The sequence below is a fragment of the Streptosporangiales bacterium genome (genome assembly GCA_009379825.1).
Taxonomy (GTDB): Bacteria; Actinomycetota; Actinomycetes; order Streptosporangiales; family WHST01; genus WHST01.
Genome location: WHTA01000015.1, coordinates 41,766 through 59,585, shown reverse-complemented (window position 1 = coordinate 59,585; position 17,820 = coordinate 41,766). Strand labels below are relative to the sequence as shown.

General features: G+C 69.6%; 16 protein-coding genes. 7 read left to right on the top strand and 9 right to left on the bottom strand.

Annotation, left to right across the window (positions count from 1 at the left end; translation table 11 throughout):
- Positions 1-16: 16 nt before the first annotated feature.
- Genes GEV07_10425 through GEV07_10405 form a run of 5 tightly spaced genes read right to left on the bottom strand, consistent with a single transcriptional unit; the run spans position 17 to position 5,443 of the window.
- Positions 17-1,006 (bottom strand): amidohydrolase family protein, encoded by a 990-nt coding sequence (locus GEV07_10425; protein ID MQA03112.1) that lies wholly within the window; start codon positions 1,004-1,006, stop codon positions 17-19.
- Positions 990-3,398, bottom strand: a complete 2,409-nt coding sequence (locus GEV07_10420) for a molybdopterin-dependent oxidoreductase (protein ID MQA03111.1) — start codon at positions 3,396-3,398, stop codon at positions 990-992. Before GEV07_10420 ends, GEV07_10425 begins: the two co-directional genes overlap by 17 nt.
- Positions 3,395-3,880, bottom strand: a complete 486-nt coding sequence (locus GEV07_10415) for a 2Fe-2S iron-sulfur cluster binding domain-containing protein (protein ID MQA03110.1) — start codon at positions 3,878-3,880, stop codon at positions 3,395-3,397. Before GEV07_10415 ends, GEV07_10420 begins: the two co-directional genes overlap by 4 nt.
- Entirely contained in the window at positions 3,877-4,824 is a 948-nt protein-coding gene (locus GEV07_10410; protein MQA03109.1) for a xanthine dehydrogenase family protein subunit M, read from the bottom strand. Before GEV07_10410 ends, GEV07_10415 begins: the two co-directional genes overlap by 4 nt.
- The gene (locus tag GEV07_10405) at positions 4,757-5,443 is read right to left on the bottom strand and encodes an FCD domain-containing protein (GenBank protein ID MQA03108.1); all 687 of its coding nucleotides are present in this window, start codon (positions 5,441-5,443) and stop codon (positions 4,757-4,759) included. Before GEV07_10405 ends, GEV07_10410 begins: the two co-directional genes overlap by 68 nt.
- Before the next feature lie 33 nt (positions 5,444-5,476).
- On the opposite strand from GEV07_10405, the gene GEV07_10400 reads away from it, so the two are divergent.
- Together GEV07_10400 and ggt are read left to right on the top strand one after the other, a co-directional pair.
- Positions 5,477-6,439, top strand: coding sequence for a hypothetical protein (locus GEV07_10400; protein ID MQA03107.1), 963 nt, complete (start codon positions 5,477-5,479; stop codon positions 6,437-6,439).
- Between the two features lie 100 nt (positions 6,440-6,539).
- On the top strand, positions 6,540-8,138 hold the full coding sequence (gene ggt, locus GEV07_10395) for a gamma-glutamyltransferase (GenBank protein MQA03106.1): 1,599 nt from the start codon (positions 6,540-6,542) through the stop codon (positions 8,136-8,138).
- An 11-nt stretch (positions 8,139-8,149) separates the two neighbouring features.
- On the opposite strand, the gene GEV07_10390 is transcribed toward ggt, so the two are convergent.
- The 4 genes from GEV07_10390 to argS form a co-directional block, all read right to left on the bottom strand.
- Positions 8,150-9,067 (bottom strand): ABC transporter permease subunit, encoded by a 918-nt coding sequence (locus tag GEV07_10390; GenBank protein ID MQA03105.1) that lies wholly within the window; start codon positions 9,065-9,067, stop codon positions 8,150-8,152.
- Positions 9,064-10,062: an ABC transporter permease subunit gene (locus GEV07_10385; protein MQA03104.1), complete on the bottom strand. Its 999-nt coding sequence runs from the start codon at positions 10,060-10,062 to the stop codon at positions 9,064-9,066. Before GEV07_10385 ends, GEV07_10390 begins: the two co-directional genes overlap by 4 nt.
- Positions 10,059-11,477 (bottom strand): carbohydrate ABC transporter, N-acetylglucosamine/diacetylchitobiose-binding protein, encoded by a 1,419-nt coding sequence (gene ngcE / locus GEV07_10380; GenBank protein MQA03103.1) that lies wholly within the window; start codon positions 11,475-11,477, stop codon positions 10,059-10,061. Before ngcE ends, GEV07_10385 begins: the two co-directional genes overlap by 4 nt.
- A 407-nt stretch (positions 11,478-11,884) precedes the next feature.
- Complete coding sequence (gene argS / locus GEV07_10375) at positions 11,885-13,612, bottom strand: arginine--tRNA ligase (GenBank protein ID MQA03102.1); 1,728 nt, start codon at positions 13,610-13,612, stop codon at positions 11,885-11,887.
- Positions 13,613-13,661: 49 nt separating this feature from the next.
- Here argS and GEV07_10370 point away from each other — a divergent pair, with 49 nt between their 5' ends.
- The 5 genes from GEV07_10370 to GEV07_10350 all read left to right on the top strand — a co-directional run bounded on the left by GEV07_10370 (position 13,662) and on the right by GEV07_10350 (position 17,696).
- Complete coding sequence (locus GEV07_10370) at positions 13,662-14,366, top strand: maleylpyruvate isomerase family mycothiol-dependent enzyme (GenBank protein MQA03101.1); 705 nt, start codon at positions 13,662-13,664, stop codon at positions 14,364-14,366.
- 22 nt (positions 14,367-14,388) lie between these two features.
- Positions 14,389-15,054 carry an MBL fold metallo-hydrolase gene (locus GEV07_10365; GenBank protein MQA03100.1) on the top strand — a complete coding sequence of 222 codons (666 nt, stop codon included), beginning with the start codon at positions 14,389-14,391 and terminating at the stop codon, positions 15,052-15,054.
- Between the two features lie 226 nt (positions 15,055-15,280).
- Positions 15,281-16,072, top strand: coding sequence for a transporter substrate-binding domain-containing protein (locus tag GEV07_10360; GenBank protein MQA03099.1), 792 nt, complete (start codon positions 15,281-15,283; stop codon positions 16,070-16,072).
- 17 nt (positions 16,073-16,089) lie between these two features.
- The gene (locus tag GEV07_10355; protein MQA03098.1) at positions 16,090-16,914 is read left to right on the top strand and encodes an ABC transporter permease subunit; all 825 of its coding nucleotides are present in this window, start codon (positions 16,090-16,092) and stop codon (positions 16,912-16,914) included.
- Positions 16,911-17,696 carry an ATP-binding cassette domain-containing protein gene (locus GEV07_10350; GenBank protein ID MQA03097.1) on the top strand — a complete coding sequence of 262 codons (786 nt, stop codon included), beginning with the start codon at positions 16,911-16,913 and terminating at the stop codon, positions 17,694-17,696. Before GEV07_10355 ends, GEV07_10350 begins: the two co-directional genes overlap by 4 nt.
- Positions 17,697-17,820: the final 124 nt, after the last annotated feature.

Below are 17,820 nucleotides of genomic sequence, written 5' to 3'. Positions count from 1 at the left end.
GACGGTCTCGACGGGGTCAGCGGACGAACAGGGCACGGGCGTTGTCCGCGCAGATTCGGGCGCGCACGTCGTCCGGTGGTACCAGCTCGCGCACCACCCGCAACGGTTCAGGGTCCATGATGGGGAACGGGTAGTCGGAGCCGAGCAGCACGCGGTCGGCGCCGGCGAAGTCGACCAGGTACGACAGCGCCTGCTCGCGGTAGACGACGCTGTCGAAGTACAGGCATGCCAAACCATCGGCGGGATCGGCCGGCCCGTCGCCGAGCGCGTGGTTGCGCTGCATCCGGCCCCAGAGGTACGGCACCGCCCCTCCCCCGTGCATCAGCACGAGACGTACTCCGGGGTGCTTCGCGAGCCGGCCGGAGTAAAGCAGCCGCGCGACGGCGACGTCGGTGTCGTACGCACGGCCAAGGGTGTTCGGCAGCCCGTACGCCGTTGCACGAACGTCGCTGGTGCGGAAGCCTGGGTGCATGACCACAGGCACCCGGCGGTCCGCGAGTGCCGCCCACACCTCGTCCAGCCGGTCGTGGTCGAGCTCGTCGGCACCCGCCGAACACCCGATGGTGACCCCGGGATAGCCGAGGTCCAGGGCGCGGTCGAGCTCCTGCAACGCAAGCGTGGTGTCCTGCAGCGGCAGGATGGCCAGCGGTGCCATCCTGCCGGACGCATGCGTCTCCTCGACCAGCAGCTCGTTGACCATCCTGGTCCAGTACGCGGCCTCGCGCGGCGGCAGGTCGTACGCGAACAGGTCGGCCCAGACACCCACCACCTGCGCCGCGATGCCGTGGGCGTCCATCCACGCGTGCGAGCGCTCCCGGTCGAGCACGGCGGGCGGGATCGGCCGCACCGCCTGGGTGCTGGGGAACGAGATCGCGACGCCGCCGCCCTCGGGGCGGCTCACGGTCACGTTCGGCAGGTTGCCCGCGGCACGCTCGGTCGCCTCGACCAGCTTCGCCGGTACGAGGTGCGCGTGCGCGTCGATGCAGCCGTCAGATGGCAGTGCCATGGCGGATCCCGCGCAAGATCTTCTCCGGTGTGATCGGCAGCGAGTTCACCTGCACGCCGTGCGGCAGCAGGGCATCCTCGACCGCGTTGCCGATCGCTGCGAGCGACGTGATCGCGCCACCCTCGCCGGTGGCCTTCGTGCCGAGGATGGTGTACGGGCACGGCGACTCCAGGTGGCCGAGCTCGATCCGCGGCACCGTCTGGGCGACCGGCTTCAGGTACGTCTGGAACGTGGTCGCAAGCGGGTTGCCAGCCTCGTCGTACTGGAACTCCTCGAGCAGCGCGGCGCCGATGCCGTGCACGGTGGAGCCGATCGCCATGCCCTCCACCACAGTGGGGTTGAGCTGCCGGCCACAGTCGTGCACGATCGCGTACTTCAGGAAGTCGAGCATGCCCGTGCCCGGGTCGACCTCCACCACCACCACATGTACCGAGTTCGAGTGCGTCAGCTGCACATTGAAGTCCTCGCGCTCCGGCGGCTTCGCCATCGGGTTGCGGTAGTACGCGAGCACCCGCAGGCCGGGGTCCATGTCCGGCGGCAGCAGCACCACCTTGTTGTACGCGATCTTGGCCAGGTCGGCGAGCGACATCTGCGCCTTGCCGTCCGCGGCGCTCACCGCGCCGCCGCCGAGCACCAGCTGGCCCTGCTCGGCCTCCATCAGGTACGCGGCGAGCTCGAGCAGCTTCACCCGCACCCGCTTGGTCGCGGTGATGACCGCGCCGACCTCCACGTCGTTGAACCGGTTCGCGTACGCGCCGGACGCGCCGGTGTACGGCGAGCACGACGAGTCGAACGTGGTGTCGAAGTGCACGTCGTCCAGGCCGACGCCGAGCATGTCCGCGACCACCTGGCAGATGGTGGTCTCGTGGCCCTGGCCGGTGTCGACCGAGCCGGTGCGAACGGTGACCCTGCCGTCCACCTCGATGCCGACGACTGCGCCCTCCGCGCTGCCGTTGTACTCGGTGGTGCCCTTGAGCAGCGAGTAGTAGCCGATGTTCGACGTGCCTGGCTCGATCCCCGCGCTGAGCCCGATGCCGAGCAACCTGCCCTCGGCGCGCGCGTCCACCTGCCGCGCACGGAACTCCTCGTACCGGCCGAGCTTCAGCGCCTTGCGCAGCGTCGCCGGGTAGTCGCCGCTCTCGTAGATCTCCCCCGCCGGCGTGGTGTACGGCATCGCCTCCGCGGGCACCAGGTTGCGCAGCCGGAACTCCGCCGGGTCGATGCCCAGCTGCCGGGCCGCGCGGTCCACGGAGCGCTCGAGCGCGAACGTCATGGCGGGCTTGCCCACCCCGCGGTTCTGCACCACGGGCCCGCGGTTGGTCACCACGCTCATCAGGTCGATGCTCGCCGCGCCGATGGTGTACGGCCCGACGGCCGTAGCGAACTTGATCAGCCCGTAGATGCCGGCCGTGTGGATGAACGCGCCGTCGTTCTCCCTGCTGTGCAGGCGCATGGCGAGGATCTTGCCATCGGCGTCGACCGGCAGCTCCATGTCCATCTCGACGTCGGGCGTGTGGGTGCCGCCGAGCAGGTGCTCGGTGCGGGTCTGGATCCACTTCAGCGGTCGGTCGACCCGCTTGGCCAACAGGCAGCCGATGAGCGCGTACGGCCAGATCGCAAGCTTGATGCCGAACGAGCCGCCGCTCTCCGGCACGTGCAGCCGTACGTCCGACGTGTGCACGCCGAGCGCCTTCGTGATGTTGCCGATCGACCGGGCCGGCTGCTGGTCGTTCGCCACGATGTCGAACTGCTCGTCGCGCGGGTCGTACGACACCGAGAGCGCGTACGGCTCCAACGGCGTCGAGCTGAACCTGCCCACCCGGTAGGTCTCCCGCACGACGAACGCCGCGTCGTCGAACGCCTGCTCCATGGGGCCGTGCAGGAGCTCGTCGTGCACGAGGATGTTGCTGTCGATGTCCTCGTATAGCAGCGGCGCACCGTCGGCGAGGGCGTCGCCGATCTCGGCGACCGAGGGCAGCACCTCGTACTCGACGTCGATCAGGTCGAGCGCGTCGCGTGCCGCGTACACGTCGGTCGCGGCGACGGCGGCGACCGGCTCGCCCACCCAGCGCACCTTGTCTACGGCCATCACATACTGCGTCACCGGCGCGGTGATCGACCGCGACGCCACCGGTGTGGTCTCGTTGCGGACGTCCGCACCAGTCACCACCGCGAGGACGTTCGGGTCGGCGAGCGCCCGCGACGTGTCGACGGAGACGATGCGCGCGTGCGGGTGCGGGCTGCGCAGTACGGCCATCGCGCCGCCGGCGAACGGCAGGTCGTCCAGGAACCGCGCTTTGCCGGTGAGGTGCCGCCCGTCCTCCTTGCGCGGCGCCGGTTTGCCCACCCAGTTGTCGGTGGCGAGCGTGCTCTCGGGTGCGTAGATGGTCATCGCTGCGCCGCCTCTCCCTGCTGTGCCACCGCGGAGATCGCGTCCACGATCTGCTGGTACCCGGTGCACATGCAGAGGTTGCCGCGCAGGGCGTTGCGGATGCTCTCCTCGTCGGCGTCCGGTTGCTCGCACAGCAGGGCGGTCGCGTTGGTCAGCATGCCGGGCGTGCAGTACCCGCACTGGATGGCGCCGTGCGCGGTGAACGCCTGCCGCAGCGCCGGTACGCACGGCGCGTCCAGCCCCTCCACGGTGGTCACCTGCTGCCCGCTCCCCTGGGCCGCGAGCAGCATGCACGACTTCACCGGTTGCCCGTCGAGCAGCACGGTGCACGCGCCACAGTTACCGGTGTCGCAGCCGACGTGCACCCCCGTGCACCCGGCCACCTCGCGGAGGTAGTGCACGAGCAGCATGCGGGCCGGCACGGTGGCGGCGACCCGTTCGCCGTTCACGTCGAGCTCGACCTGTTCGTCGTAATCGGTCATGAGGCGGCCTCCTGGGTCAGCTGGCGCAGCGCCCGCTCGAGCGCCGTCAGGGCGACGGCGCGGCGATACTCGGCCTGGCCGGCGGTGCTGGGAAGTGGCGCGATCTCGTCGGCGAGGGCGGTGCCCGCCTCGGCGCCACCCAGTGGCTGACCGCGCAGTGCGCGGGCCGTCGCCGCCGCCGCGAGCGGTCGGTCGCCGAGGCCCACCAGGCCGACGCCGATGTCGGTGATCCGGTCCGCGTCGACGGTGGCGACCAGGGCCACCCCGGCGAGCGTCGGGTCGGCCGGGCGCCTGGCCACCGCGTAGTACGCGGTGTGCGCGGTGTCGTGCCGCGGCATGGTCACGTCGACGAGCAGCTCGCCGGGCGCCAGCACCGTACGGAACGGCCCGGCGTACAGCTGCTCGGCGGGCAGCTCCCGCTCGCCGTCCGCGGAGACCAGCCGTACGGTGCCACCGGCGGCGATCACCGCGCCCGCCAGGTCGCCCGACGGGTCGGCGTACGACAGCGAGCCACCCAGCGTGCCGCGGTTGCGCACCTGCACGTCCGCGACGTGCGCGACCGTCTGCGCGAGCACCGGCACGCTCTCGCGCACGACGGGGTTCTTCGCCAACCGGGCGAAGGTGACCATCGCGCCGATGGTCACCGTCCCCGGGCGACTGCGTATCTCCCGCAGCTCGTCGAGCGCACCGAGGTCGACCACCAGGTCCGGGGTCACCGCGCGGCTCTTCAGCTGGGTGAGCAGGCTCTGCCCGCCGGCCAGCACGCACGCGGCTGCCTCCGCGTTCAGCAGCTCGAGCGCCTGTGCCAGCGTGCTCGGCCGCACGTACCTGAAGGGTGCTGGTATCACCGCTGCTCCTTCGACCCCGGTGCTTCGGTCACATGGATTCGGTAGCCGCCTCGATGACGCCGTTGATGTGGCGCCGCATCTCCGCCTCGGCGGCATCCTGGTCGCGGCCGGCGATCGCCTCGACGATCGCCCGGTGCTCCTCGAGCGACTGCCGCAGCCGGCCGCTGACCCGCGCCGTGGTCATCCGGGTCTGCGCGCTCTGGGCGCTGAGCATGTCGGTGAGCCTGGCCACGGTCGGCCGGGCCGAGATGTCGGTGACCAGGTTGTGCAGCGCGGCCTGCGCGGTGTTGCACGCCGCGATGTCCGGCTCGGCGAGGGCGCTCTCGAACCGCTCGATGCTCTGCCACAGGGCAGCGATGTCGTCGTCGGTGGCCAGTGCGGCGGCGTGCCTGGCGCCCAGCCCCTCGACGACCGAGCGGATCTCCAGCACCTCGGTCGCCTCGTCCAGCGACAGCAGCCGCACCGTCGCGCCGCGGTTCGCCTGGCGCTGCACCAGCCCCTCGTGCTCGAGCCGGGCGAACGCCTCGCGCAGCGCCAGCCGGGTGACGTCCAGCTCCGCCATCACGTCCGGCTCGATCAACCGCTGCTGCGGCACGTACCTGCCGCTGCGCAGCGCCTCGCGCAGTCGCTGGCACGCGATCTCCCCGGCGGTGGGTTCGAGCATGGCCGCAGCTTGACAGCACTTCGACGAAATCGTCAACGATTTCATCGACATCTCAACGTTCGGTCAGCGCGCTACCCTCTGCCCGTGCATGTCGACCTCGCCGCAGACGGCGGCCAGAGCGGGTTGCGGATGGCCACCGTCACCAGCACGGACGCCGGCCCGGTGCTCGGCGCCACGGTGGACGTCCCCGGGTTCGCCTGGACGAGCGGCGCCGACCCGGGGGCCGCCCAGCGCGAGGCGGTCAGCCGGGCCTGGCACGCGTTGGGCAGACCTGGACCGGTGCGGACGCTCGCCTGCGGGCTGTCCGGCCTGAACCTGACCGGTCCGCACGTCACCCCGCTGCTGCAGGGCCTGGCGGAGGAGACCGGCGCCACGCGGGTCGTCGCCGCCGGCGACGACGTCACCACGCACGCGGGTGCGCTCGGCGGCCGGCCGGGCGTGGTGCTCAACGCCGGCACAGGTGTCGTCTGCACCTCGGTCGACGCCGACGGCGGGCTGCTGCGCGTCGACGCCTGGGGCTACCTGCTCGGCGATGCCGGCGGCGGCTCGTGGCTGGGCCGGGAGGGACTGCGCGCAGCGCTCGCCGGGCTCGACGGCCGGCACCAGGCGACCGAGCTGACCGACCGCGCCGTGACCGAGTGCGGCGAGCTGCGTGCGTTCGTCCACCGGGTGCTCGCGTCGCCGACCATGGTCAGCGACATCGCCGCGTTCGCCCGGCAGGTGGTCGAGGCCGCCGAGTCCGGTGACGAGGTGGCCCGCGGCATCTGCGAGCGGGCCGTCGCGGAGCTCGCCGCCACGGTCACCGCGACCGTACGGCGCGCCCACCCGGCTGCCGCCGCAGCGACCGTGCCGTTCACCTGGACCGGCAGCATCCTCACCACGACCGACACCGTCCGCCTGCCGTTGCTGGCCAGGCTCGCCACCGACTGCCCGGCACTGGCCGTCTACCAGCCCGCCGGTGGCGGCCTGCACGGTGCCGCGTTCCTCGCGACGACCGAGGGAACCCCGCACCACGCGGGCGGCCGCGAGCTCCGCACGCCGGTGTGACGCGCGCCGCATTCCCGTAGCTCACGCCCGCCGAACGTGGTTGGGTGCTCGGGACGGGCCGTGACCGAGAGGAGCGCGCGTGCGGAGCAGGAAGCCAGGGATGGTCGTCGCCGCGCAGCCGGAGGCCACGGAGACGGCGGTGGAGATCCTGCGGGCGGGCGGGAACGCCGTCGACGCGGCCGTCGCATGCGCGTTCGCCCAGGGTGTGATCGACCCGCTGATGTGCGGCATCGCCGGCTTCGGCAGCTGCGGCATGCTGCTCCCCGGCGCCGGCGTGCACGAGTACGTCGACTTCCACGCGCCCGCGCCGCTGGCGAGCCGGCCCGACATGTGGGAGCACCTGATCGAGGGTGAGACCCGCGACGGCTTCGGCTTCCTCCTGCGCGACTCGGTCAACGAGCTCGGCTACCAGTCGATCTGCACGCCGGCGGCGTTGCGTGCGTACTGGGACATCCACCACGCGTACGGCCGGCTGCCGTGGCAACAGGTGGTCGAGCCGGCGATCTCCTTCGCCGAGGAGGGCTGGACCGTACGACCGCAGGTGGCGTCGTTCTGGGCCAGGCACGACCCGATGGGACGGCTCGCGAACGACCACAAGCTCAGGTACTCCGCGGCCGGCCGCGCGTTGTACTGCCGCCAGGACGGTACGCCGAAACAGCTCGGCGACGAGGTCGTCAACCGCGACCTCGGCGCGACGTTGCGGGCGATCGCCGAGCACGGGGTGTCGGTGTTCTACGAGGGCGAGATCGCGCACGCGATGACCGACGACATCGGCCGGCACGGCGGCCTGCTCACCGCGGCGGACCTGCAGCGCTGGCGCCCCACCCGCAGGGCGCCGCTGTGGGGTGCGTACCGCGGCTACCGGGTGGCGACGAACCAGCCGCCGGGCGGCGGCGTCATGCTGCTCCAGATGCTGCACGTGCTCGAGCGCTTCGACCTGAAGGCGCTCGAGCACAACTCGCCGGAGTACATCCAGACCGTCGCCGAGGCGATGAAGCTGGCCACCATCGACAAGGACCGCTACGTCGGCGACCCGGCGTTCGTCGACGTGCCGCTCGACCGGCTGACCGCCGCGGCGTACGCAGCCGAGCTCGCCGAGCGGATCCGCGCCGGCGAACGCGCGGAGGTGCCAAGGCTCGACACCGACCCGGCGCCGAGCCCGGACACCACGCACCTGTCCATCGTGGACGCGGACGGCAACTGCGTGACCATGACGCACTCGCTCGGCAGCCCGTCCGGTGTGATCACCGACGGCCTCGGCTTCATGTACAACGGCTGCATGGCGGTGTTCGACCCGCGGCCTGGACGCACCGGCAGCGTGGCCCCCGGCAAGGCCAGGTTCAGTGCCATGGCACCGTCGATGGTCCTCGACGGCGACCGACCGCACCTGGTCGTCGGCGCGCCAGGCGGCACGCAGATCGTCATGGGGATCCTGCAGACGCTGCTCAACGCGATCGACTTCGACATGACCATGGTGGAGGCGGTCAGCGCGCCGAGGTTCTCCGCGACGAGCAGCGCCATCGACGTCTCCAACCGGATACCCCGCTGCACGGAACGCGACCTGCGCGCGGCGGGACACTCGGTCGTGCGCAGCCCCGTCACGTTCGACTTCGCCAGGGTGCTCGCGATCCGCATCCACCCCGACGGGCTGGACGGCGGCGCCGACCCGGCCGGCGACGGCGCCGTCATGGCCGTCTGACGGCGCCGCGGCTACTTCAGCGCGCCGGCGACCGCGGAGCTCTGTAGCTGCCGCTGGAAGATGATGTACACGACGAGCACCGGCGCCACGGTGATGACGACGGCGGCGAACAGCGCGCCGAAGTCGACCGCGTACCCGGCCTGGGACTGGAACGATGCCATCCCCTGGGTTAGCACGTACCTGCTGGTCTTCGTGTTCAGCGCGGTGGGCAGCAGGAACTGGTTCCACAGGCCGAGGAAGTTGAAGATCGCCACCGATGCCATGCCCGGTCGAGCCATCGGCAGCATCACCTGGAAGAACGCGCGCCACTCCCCCGCGCCGTCCACCAACGCCGCGTCGTAGAGGTCGCCGGGCAGCGTCTTGAAGAACGCGTGCAGGAAGAACACCGTGAAGGGCAGCGCGAACGCGACGTAGGTGATGATCAGTCCTGGCAGCGTGTTCAGCAGGCCGAGGTTCTGCAGGATGAAGAACAGCGGGACGATCGCCAGGAAGACGGGGAAGGTCAGCCCGGCCAGCATCAAGTAGTAGATGAACCGGTTACCGAAGAACTTGAACCTGGCTAGCACGTACGCGCACATCGCGCCGAGCACCATGACGATGACCAGCGCGCTGCCGACGACGATCACCGTGTTGAGGAAGTACTGGCCGACACCAGAGTCGGTCCATGCGGTGACGTAGTTCTGCCACTCGAGCTGGCTCGGCCAGGTCAGCGGGTCGCCGAGCACCTCGTCGGTCGTCTTGAACGACGACAGGAGGACCCAGAGCAGCGGCAGGACCACGAGCAGCGCCCACAGGATCAGCAGGGCGTGGGCGACCACGTCGAAGGCCTTGGAGCGGTCGAGCTCCGGCCGACGCGCGTCGCGGGAAGCGCCCCGCGGCGGAGCCGACTCCTTCGGTTCCGTCGGCACGGTGCGGGTACTCTCACTCATCGCCGCGCCTCCCTGACCCGGCCGCCGGTGGTGAAGTTCACCGTGAACACGAGCGCGGCGAACACCAAGGTGACGACGGCGAGCATCACGCCCATCGCCGTCGCGTAGCCGAACTGCCCCTTGTTAAACGCGGTGGTGAACAGCTCCTGCGACATCACCAGCGTCGAGTTGTCCGGCCCGCCCGTCGGGTTCAGCGCCGACATGTACACGAACGAGTCGAGCGCGGCGATGCCGAGGTAGATATAGGCGGTCTGGACGCTGTCCCTGATCAACGGAATGGTGACCGACACCGCGATCCGAACACGACCCGCACCGTCGATCCGAGCCGCCTCGAACAGGTCCGGGTCGATGCCCCGGATCGCCGCGATGAACAGCACCATGTAGAACCCGACGAACCCCCAGACGATCACGAAGATCGACGCCGCCATGGCGGTCCTCGAGTCCCCCAGCCACGGGTAGTCGGCGAACTGGCCGAGGCCCACCTGGCCGAGCAGCGCGTTCAACACGCCGCGCCCCGGGTCGTAGATCTGTGCCCAGATGATGCCGATCACGATGCCGGGGATCGTGTAGGGGAAGAACGAGATGACCCGGTAGAGGCTCGACCGCTTCAGGCCCCTGACCGCGCCGGTGCCGCTGCCGCCCACCGTGACCATGGTGGCCATGATCAGTGCAAGCACGATCGTGACGAACGGCACGATCAGGCCGAGCAGGATGCTGTTGCGGATCGAGATGACGAACTCGTCGTCCTGGAAGAGCCGGACGTAGTTGCCGAAGCCGACGAACTCCATCGACTCGCTGAACCCGTTCCAGTCCGTCAGCGAGTAGTAGATCGCCTGTGCGAACGGGGAGATCACGAACACCAGGAAGACGAGCAGAGGGACGCCCAGACACACCGCGAAGAAGCTCACCCGGTCGAAGGTGAGCGGCTTCCTCCGGCCTCGACCAGCCGGCCGTGCCGGCCTGCTGGTCGAGGTAGGCGACGTCTGCGTCGTCACTCAGTGACCTTGATCTTGTCGACCGAGTTGTCGTTGGCGATCTCGTCGGTGATGTCCTGCAGGCCCTCGGTCAGGCCTGCCGCGTCCATCTTGCCGGCCAGGAACGAGTTCCACACCGTCAGCTGGTCCTCGTTCATGCCGTAGTAGTCGACGAACTGGTAGTTGAACAGATTGGTTCCCGCGGCGTCGAGCATCTCCGTCTGCGACACCAGCGCACTCGAGCCGAAGCCGTCCTCGGGCACCAGGCCCTTCACGATGGTCGGGGCCAGCTTGGACTTGCTGAAGTTCGTCGCCGCGTCCTCCGACAGCATCGCCCGCAGGATCTCCTTGCCGCCGGCCGGGTTCTTGCCCTTGCTCGGCACGATGAACGGCTCGCCCGCCGTACCGCGCAGCGTCTCGTACGGAGACTCCGGGCTGTCGCTGACCGTCATCTCGGGGAAGCCGGTCATCTGGAAGTCGTCCTTCGTCGCCTTCTTCATCTCGTTCTCGATCCAGCCACCCGACGGGTACAGGATCGCCTGCTGGTCCTTGCTCCACCGTGCCTGAGCCGCCGTGAACTGGGTACCCGCACCGCCGGGCACGAAGTACCCCTTCTTCACACAGGTTTCGAGCGCCTTGAACACCTGCTGCAGCGCGGGGTGCGACCAGCACTTGGGCTTCAGGTTCTCCAGGCCCAGTCGGACCTCCGGACCGCCCTCCTTGATCGCGGAGTTCATGGCCATCGTCTGGTAGTAGGTCGCGGCCTCCTTGCCCCAGACGAACAGGTACTTGCCCTTGGCCTTCGCCTTGGCACCGAGGTCGATGGCCTCGTCCCAGGTCTTCGGGGGCTCCCAGCCGTTCTCGTCGAACAGCGACGCCGAGTACCACATCGCGTAGACGGTCATGACGTAGTTCATCGCGACGAACCGGCCACCGAAGGTGCCGGGCATCCTGACGTTCGGATACAAGGTGTCGGCGATCTTCTTGCCCTCGTAGTTCTTCGCCTCGAACAGCTCGTCAAGCTCCTCGAGGCCCTTGGCGATCGTGTTGAAGCCGATCGAGTCGGCGCCGGAGTTGTCGACGAGGTCCGGCGGGTTCCCGCCGGCGAAGCGCGGCTGCAGCTGCTGGGCGATCTTCGTCGACGGCGTGATCTCCGGCTTGACGGAGAACTTCTTCTTCACCTGGTCGGCAGCGAACTCGACGTAGTCGAACCCGTAACCGCCGTTGAAGATGACCGCCTCGATCGCGGAGTTCTTCGCCACGCCGAACGGGTTACCCGCCGACTTCTCGCCCCCGCCCCCGCCCCCGCCGTCCGAGTCGTCACCGCCACCCGTCGCGCAGGACGTCAGCACCCCGCCGAAAGGCGCGAGGGCAGCCGCGGCGGCCGTTCCCTGCAACAGCCGCCGCCGAGTCAGTGACCTGTTGTTCATGTCCATGGTGTGGTCGACCTTCCGTATTGATGGGTGGCTCGTTGCTGGTGGCGCGCCCGGGAAAATTGGTCTCACCATAGGGAGACCGATTAGAAAACAATTGTCAAGAGGTGTGTGCAGAACGATGGCGCACGCATCTCGAATGGGTAACGATGGCCGTTGCCGACGCCGCGCCACGACGATCATGGCCGGTCCAGGTGGCTACCGACATGGCCGCCTGGGCGCTCGTCCTCGTCCTGGTGTTCAACGCGTGCTCAGCCGGCTCGCTACCCGCCGTGCGCACTCCGCCCGTAGCCCGCAGCTGACCGCACGATCACCTGGGCAGCCCGTGTCGTCCCAGTCTGGTCGGAGCTGGGACCGCGACCGGTCCCGTGGTGGTGGCTGTTCGTCCCGGTCCCGGCAGCCGGCGTCCGCTACATCCGGTCGGGGGCGGTGATGCCGAGCAGGCCGAGCCCCCTGGCCAGCACCCGCGCGGTCAGGTCACACAACGCGAGTCTGCTGGCCCTGCGCTCGGCGTCGGCCCTCAGCACCGGGCACTGCTCGTAGAACCTGGTGAACTCGCTGGCCAGCTCGTACAGGTAACCGCACAGCCGGTGGAACTCGACGTTCTCCACCGCACGGTGCAGAGCCGCGTTGAAGCCGAGCAGGTGGAGTGCGAGCGCGTGCTCAGCCGGGTGCTCGACGTCGATCGCCACGTCCCGGTACGCGGCCGGGTCGGCCTCGCCGCGGCGGAAGATCGACCGGATCCGCGCGTGCGCGTACTGCAGGTACGGCGCGGTGTTGCCGTCGAACGACAGCATCCGGTCCCAGTCGAACACGTAGTCCTTGACCTTGTCGTTCGACAGGTCCGCGTACTTCAGCGCACCGATGCCGACCGCCTCGGAGACGTCGCGCTTCGTCTGCTCGTCGAGCTCAGGGTTCTTCTCCTCGACGGCGGCCTTGGCGCGGCTCACCGCCTCGTCGACCAGCGCGCTCAGCTTGACGCTGCTGCCGGCCCGGGTGCGCAGCATCTTGTGGTCGGTGCCGAGGATCGACCCGAACGCGACGTGCTCCGCGTGCACGGTGTCGGTCAGCCAGCCGGCCTCCCTGGCCACCTGGAACAGCATGGCGAAGTGCTGCGCCTGCGGGCTGCCGACGACGTAGAGCAGCCTGGTGGCGCCGAGATCCCTGACCCAGTGCCGCAGCGCGGCCAGGTCGGTGGTGCTGTACCCGTAGCCGCCGTCGCTCTTCACCACGATCACCGGCTGCGGCTCGCCCTCCCGGCCGAGGAAGCCCGCAGGGAACACGCAGCGCGCGCCTTCGCTGTCGCGCAGCAGGCCGAGCCGGTCGAGCTCGGCCGCCACGTCGGCCAGCTGGTCGTTGAAGCTGCTCTCCCCCGCCAGGTCGGCAGGCGTGAGCGTGATGTCGAGCCGGTCGTACACCTGCTGGAAGTACCGCGCCGAGTCGTCGAAGAGCACCTGCCACAGCCGCAGCGTCTCCTCGTCGCCGCTCTGCAGCAGCACCACCCGCCGCCGCGACCGCTCCTGGAACGCGGCGTCGGCGTCGAACTTCGCCCTGGCCGCCTGGTAGAAGTCGGCCATCTCACCGAGGGTCAGCTCCCGCGCGGCCTCGTCCTCGCCGACGTCGAGCAGGTGCTCGATGAGCATGCCGAACGGCGTACCCCAGTCGCCGACGTGGTTCTGCCTGATCACCGTGTGGCCGAGCCACTCGAGCGCGCGCGCCGCCGCGTCGCCGATGATCGTCGACCGCAGGTGCCCGACGTGCATCTCCTTGGCCACGTTCGGCGAGGAGTAGTCGATCACCGCGGTCTCCAACCGCTCGTCGACGGGGACGCCGAGCCGGTCGTCGCCGGCCAGCCCGGACACCAGCCCGGACATCGCCCCGTCGGCGAGGGTGAGGTTGATGAACCCCGGCCCGGCGACCTCGACCTGCTCGCACAGGTCGCCGAGCTCAGCCTTCGCCACGATGTCCGCGGCGATGTCGCGCGGGTTGCGGCGCAGCGGTTTCGCCAGCCGCAGCGCGCCGTCGGCCTGGAAGTCCGCCCGGTCGGAGCGTCGGACGACGGGATCCACCTGCTCGCCGGCGACCGCCGCGAACGCCGCGCCGAGGCGGCTCTCCAACAGGCTGACCAAGTCCGTCATCGATGGCATCTCTTCCAGGCCGTGTTGCCAAACCAGATACCGTCATCGTATGGGAGTGCCATCGGATGACCTGACCAGGGACGTCGACGCCGCCACCAGCCGGCTGCTCGACACCGCCGCCTCACTGACCGACGACGACGTGCGCGCGCCGTCCATCCTCCCCGGCTGGACCCGCGGCCACGTGCTGACGCACATCGCGCGCAACGCGGATGCGCTGGTGAACCTGCTCGGCTGGGCGCACGGCAGCCGGGAACCGATGTACGGCCGCGGCGACGCCAGGGAGCGCGACATCGAGGCCGGCGCCGGGCGGCCGGCCGACGAGCAGCTGGCCGACCTGCGCGCCTCCGCCGACCGCTACACCGCCGCGCTGCAGACGGTGCCGGCCGACGCCTGGGACACCGTCGTGGAGTGGCGCGGCGGCAAGCTGCAGCCGCTGCACGAGATCCCGTGGAAGCGCCTGGTCGAGGTCGAGGTGCACCACGTCGACCTCGGCGCCGGCTACAGCTGCGAGGACTGGCCGGACGGGTTCAGCGCCGGCCTGCTCGACCAGCTCATCCAGGGGCTGCCGCAGCGGGTGGAGGGCGCGTTCACCGTGCACCGCAAGGGCGACCCCGAGCCGCCCGCGGACCAGCCGCGACCGGTGGTCACGGGCTCCGCGGCCGGCCTGGCCGGCTGGCTCAGCGGCCGCACCTCGGGCGACGACCTGACCGTCGTACCGTCCGGCGAGCTCCCACACCTGCCCGCGTGGATCTGACGAAAGCAGAAGGGATCAGCGAATGAGCTACACCGGCGAGGTCACCCCCGAGGGCCCGGCGGACGTCCGTGAGCTGCCCGGCCTGGTGATCAGGAAGACCAGCGTCGGTTCGATGGACAACAACACGTACCTGCTCACCGACCGTGGCACGGGCGCGCAGCTGCTCATCGACGCCGCAGACAACGCCGACCGGCTGCTCGGGTACGTACACGAGGGCTCCCCCGACGGCCGCCTCGACGGCATCGTCACCACGCACCAGCACTGGGACCACCACCGGGCCCTGGCCGCCGTCGTCGCGGCGACGACCCCGTGGACGGCCGCCGGCCGCGACGACGCCGCCGCGCTCCCGGTCGCGCCTGACCAGCAGCTCGCCGACGGCGACACGGTCACCTTCGGCGGCGTCCAGCTGCGGGCGATCCACCTGGTCGGCCACACGCCGGGCAGCGTCGCGCTGCTCTACGAGGACCCGCAGGGCCACGGCCACCTGTTCACCGGGGACAGCCTGTTCCCCGGCGGCCCTGGCCGCACCACCAACCCGACCGACTTCAGCTCGCTGATGGACGACCTGGAGGGGAAGGTGTTCGGCGAGCTGTCCGACGACACCTGGGTATACCCGGGCCACGGCGACGACACCACGCTCGGCGCGGAGCGCCCCCAGCTGGCCGAGTGGCGCGCCAGGGGCTGGTAGCTCCCCCGGCTCGTCACCGTAGGCACTCGACTACCTGCGCAGCCGCGTTGTTGGCGGATTCGTCGACAGCACCGGGGGCGGTCACTATATTGTTCCGGTCCTGAACCGAAGCCGCATCGAGTGCGGCCCCGACACGCCAATACCGGGCCAGTGACCAGCCCCGGTGGCACGATGGGCTCATCGTTCTCGCCTAAGGAGACATGCCGTGATCATCAAGCGACCGTTGATCGCCGCGCTCGCGGCCGCGGCACTCGCCGTCGGCCTGGCGGGCTGCGCAGAGTCGACCGAGCCGGAAGGTGGCGGCTCGGGCAAGAAAGACATTTCGTTGGTGACCGAGGGCAAGCTCACCGCGTGCACCTCGCTCCCTTACGAGCCGTTCGAGTTCACCGAGGGCGGCGAGACCGTCGGCTTCGAGGTCGACCTCGTCGACCTGATGGCCAAGGAGCTTGACGTCGAGCAGGAGATCGTCGACACCCCCTGGGGTGGCATCGTCTCCGGTGAAGACTTCAAGACCAGCAAGTGCGACGTCGCCTACGGCGGTGCGACCATCACCCCGGAGCGGGAGAAGGTCGTCGACTTCTCCAAGCCGTTCATGGACGTCAAGCAGTCGCTGCTGGTGAAGAAGGAGTCCGGCATCGACGGGCTGGAGAAGCTGAAGGGCAAGAAGCTCGGCGCCCAGCAGGACACCACCGGAAAGATCTACGCGAGCAAGAACGAGAAGAAGTACGGCTACGAGATCGTCGAGTTCGAGGACTACGGCCTGCTCACCACCGCCGTCCGCACCGGCCAGGTGGATGCGTCGATCGCGGACAGCGGCATCCTCGAGTACTACATCACGCAGAACAAGGACACCGAGATCGGCGCCTCGTACGAGACCGGCGAGCAGCTCGGCATGATGGTCCAGAAGAAGGACAAGGTCATGCTGAAACTCGTGAACGACACCCTCGACAAGGCCAAGAAGGACGGCACCTACGACCGGCTCTACAAGAAGTGGTTCGGTACGGAGCCCGCGAAGTAAGGCGGACGGCACCGACGATGGCAATGTCCAAGCGGAAGCGCGGCCAGGTAACCCGCGCTGTGCAGTACGTCGTGCTCGTCGCGGCGATCGGGGTGTTGGCGCTCGTCGCGGACTGGGGCGAGATCGTCCGCGCGTTCTTCAACCTCCCGGTCGCCGCCGAGCAGATACCTGCGATCTTCACCACGGCGCTGGTGAACACGCTGATCTACTCGCTGCTCGGGTTCGGCTTCGGGCTGCTGCTCGCGTTGCCGCTGGCGCTGATGAAGCTGTCGTCGGTGCCGCCCTACCGGTGGATCGCCACCACGTACATCGAGTTCTTCCGCGGGGTGCCCGCCCTGCTCGTCTTCGTGACGTTCGGCTTCGGCGTGCCGCTGGCGTTCCAGCTGCGCTTCGACATCTACTCCACGGTGATGTTGTCGCTCGGCCTGGTCGGCGCCGCGTACATGGCCGAGACCATCCGGGCGGGCATCCAGGCGGTCGACACCGGGCAGGTCGAGGCCGCGCGGTCGCTCGGCATGTCGCAGGGGCGCACGATGATCACCGTGGTGATCCCGCAGGCGTTCCGCATCGTGCTGCCGCCGCTGACCAACGAACTGATCCTGCTGACCAAGGACTCGTCGCTGATCTACCTGCTCGGCCTGGCCAGGGACCAGTACGAGCTCACCAAGTTCGGCCGCGAAGCGCTCAACACCAGCCTGTCGCTGACGCCGCTGCTGTTCACCGGGCTGTGCTACCTGATCATCACCATCCCGCTGTCGTACCTGTCCCGCAGGCTCGAGCGGCAGACGGGCGGCAAGACCGTCGGCTCACCGGAGGCCACCGGAGTGCAGGTGCAGGCATGAGCGAGACAGTCATCCAGAACGAGCCCGTCGTCCGGGTCACTGACCTGCACAAGTCGTTCGGCGATGTCGAGGTGTTACGCGGCATCGACCTGGAGGTGGAGCGCGGGCAGGTGGTGTGCGTCATCGGCCCGTCCGGTTCCGGCAAGTCGACGCTGCTGCGGTGCGTGAACATGCTGGAGCAGCCGACCGGCGGCACCGTCGAGGTGGCCGGCGTGGAGCTCACCGACCCGGACGCCGACATCGACGCCTCCCGCAAGCGGATCGGCATGGTGTTCCAGTCGTTCAACCTGTTCCGGCACCTGACGGTGCAGAACAACCTGACCGTCGCCCAGCGCAAGGTGTTGCGGCGCAGCCAGGCGGAGGCGGCGGGCGTCGCGCAGGAGAACCTGGCGAAGGTCGGCCTCACCGGCCGCGAGACGGCGATGCCGAGCCAGCTCTCCGGCGGCCAGCAGCAGCGGGTGGCGATCGCCCGGGCGCTGTCCATGGACCCCGAGCTGATGCTCTTCGACGAGCCCACGTCCGCACTCGACCCCGAGCTGGTCGGCGACGTACTCGGCGTGATGAAGACCCTCGCCGTCGAAGGCATGACCATGCTCGTCGTCACCCACGAGATGCAGTTCGCCCGCGAGGTCGCCGACACCGTCCTCTTCATGGACGACGGCCTCATCGTCGAACGGGGCGAGCCGGCCCAGGTGATCGGCGACCCGCAGGAGCCCCGCACCCAGGCGTTCCTCGCCCGCGTACTCAACCCGGCCCACCAGCAGGCCCCCGAGGCCAGCTGATCCGTTCCTCCGGTCGACGCCGCCACGATGGTCCATCGTGGGGTAGGTGACGTGCGACACCTGGGCTGCGGATGAGCGGCCGCGGGTTGTACATTGGATCCGATGTAAGGTGCTGAGCGTTTGA

Excerpts from the sequence above, each read along its gene's own strand:
- GEV07_10420 (MQA03111.1), bottom strand. The coding sequence starts at position 3,398 with ATGACCATCTACGCACCCGAGAGCACGCTCGCCACCGACAACTGGGTG.
- GEV07_10410 (MQA03109.1), bottom strand. The coding sequence starts at position 4,824 with ATGCCGCCGAGGCGGAGATGCGGCGCCACATCAACGGCGTCATCGAGG.
- ngcE (MQA03103.1), bottom strand. The coding sequence starts at position 11,477 with ATGGACATGAACAACAGGTCACTGACTCGGCGGCGGCTGTTGCAGGGA.
- GEV07_10350 (MQA03097.1), top strand. The coding sequence starts at position 16,911 with ATGAGCGAGACAGTCATCCAGAACGAGCCCGTCGTCCGGGTCACTGAC.
- ggt (MQA03106.1), top strand. The coding sequence starts at position 6,540 with ATGGTCGTCGCCGCGCAGCCGGAGGCCACGGAGACGGCGGTGGAGATC.
- GEV07_10370 (MQA03101.1), top strand. The coding sequence starts at position 13,662 with ATGGGAGTGCCATCGGATGACCTGACCAGGGACGTCGACGCCGCCACC.
- GEV07_10425 (MQA03112.1), bottom strand. The coding sequence starts at position 1,006 with ATGGCACTGCCATCTGACGGCTGCATCGACGCGCACGCGCACCTCGTA.
- GEV07_10365 (MQA03100.1), top strand. The coding sequence starts at position 14,389 with ATGAGCTACACCGGCGAGGTCACCCCCGAGGGCCCGGCGGACGTCCGT.
- GEV07_10405 (MQA03108.1), bottom strand. The coding sequence starts at position 5,443 with ATGTCGATGAAATCGTTGACGATTTCGTCGAAGTGCTGTCAAGCTGCG.
- GEV07_10390 (MQA03105.1), bottom strand. The coding sequence starts at position 9,067 with ATGAGTGAGAGTACCCGCACCGTGCCGACGGAACCGAAGGAGTCGGCT.
- GEV07_10415 (MQA03110.1), bottom strand. The coding sequence starts at position 3,880 with ATGACCGATTACGACGAACAGGTCGAGCTCGACGTGAACGGCGAACGG.
- GEV07_10355 (MQA03098.1), top strand. The coding sequence starts at position 16,090 with ATGGCAATGTCCAAGCGGAAGCGCGGCCAGGTAACCCGCGCTGTGCAG.
- argS (MQA03102.1), bottom strand. The coding sequence starts at position 13,612 with ATGACGGACTTGGTCAGCCTGTTGGAGAGCCGCCTCGGCGCGGCGTTC.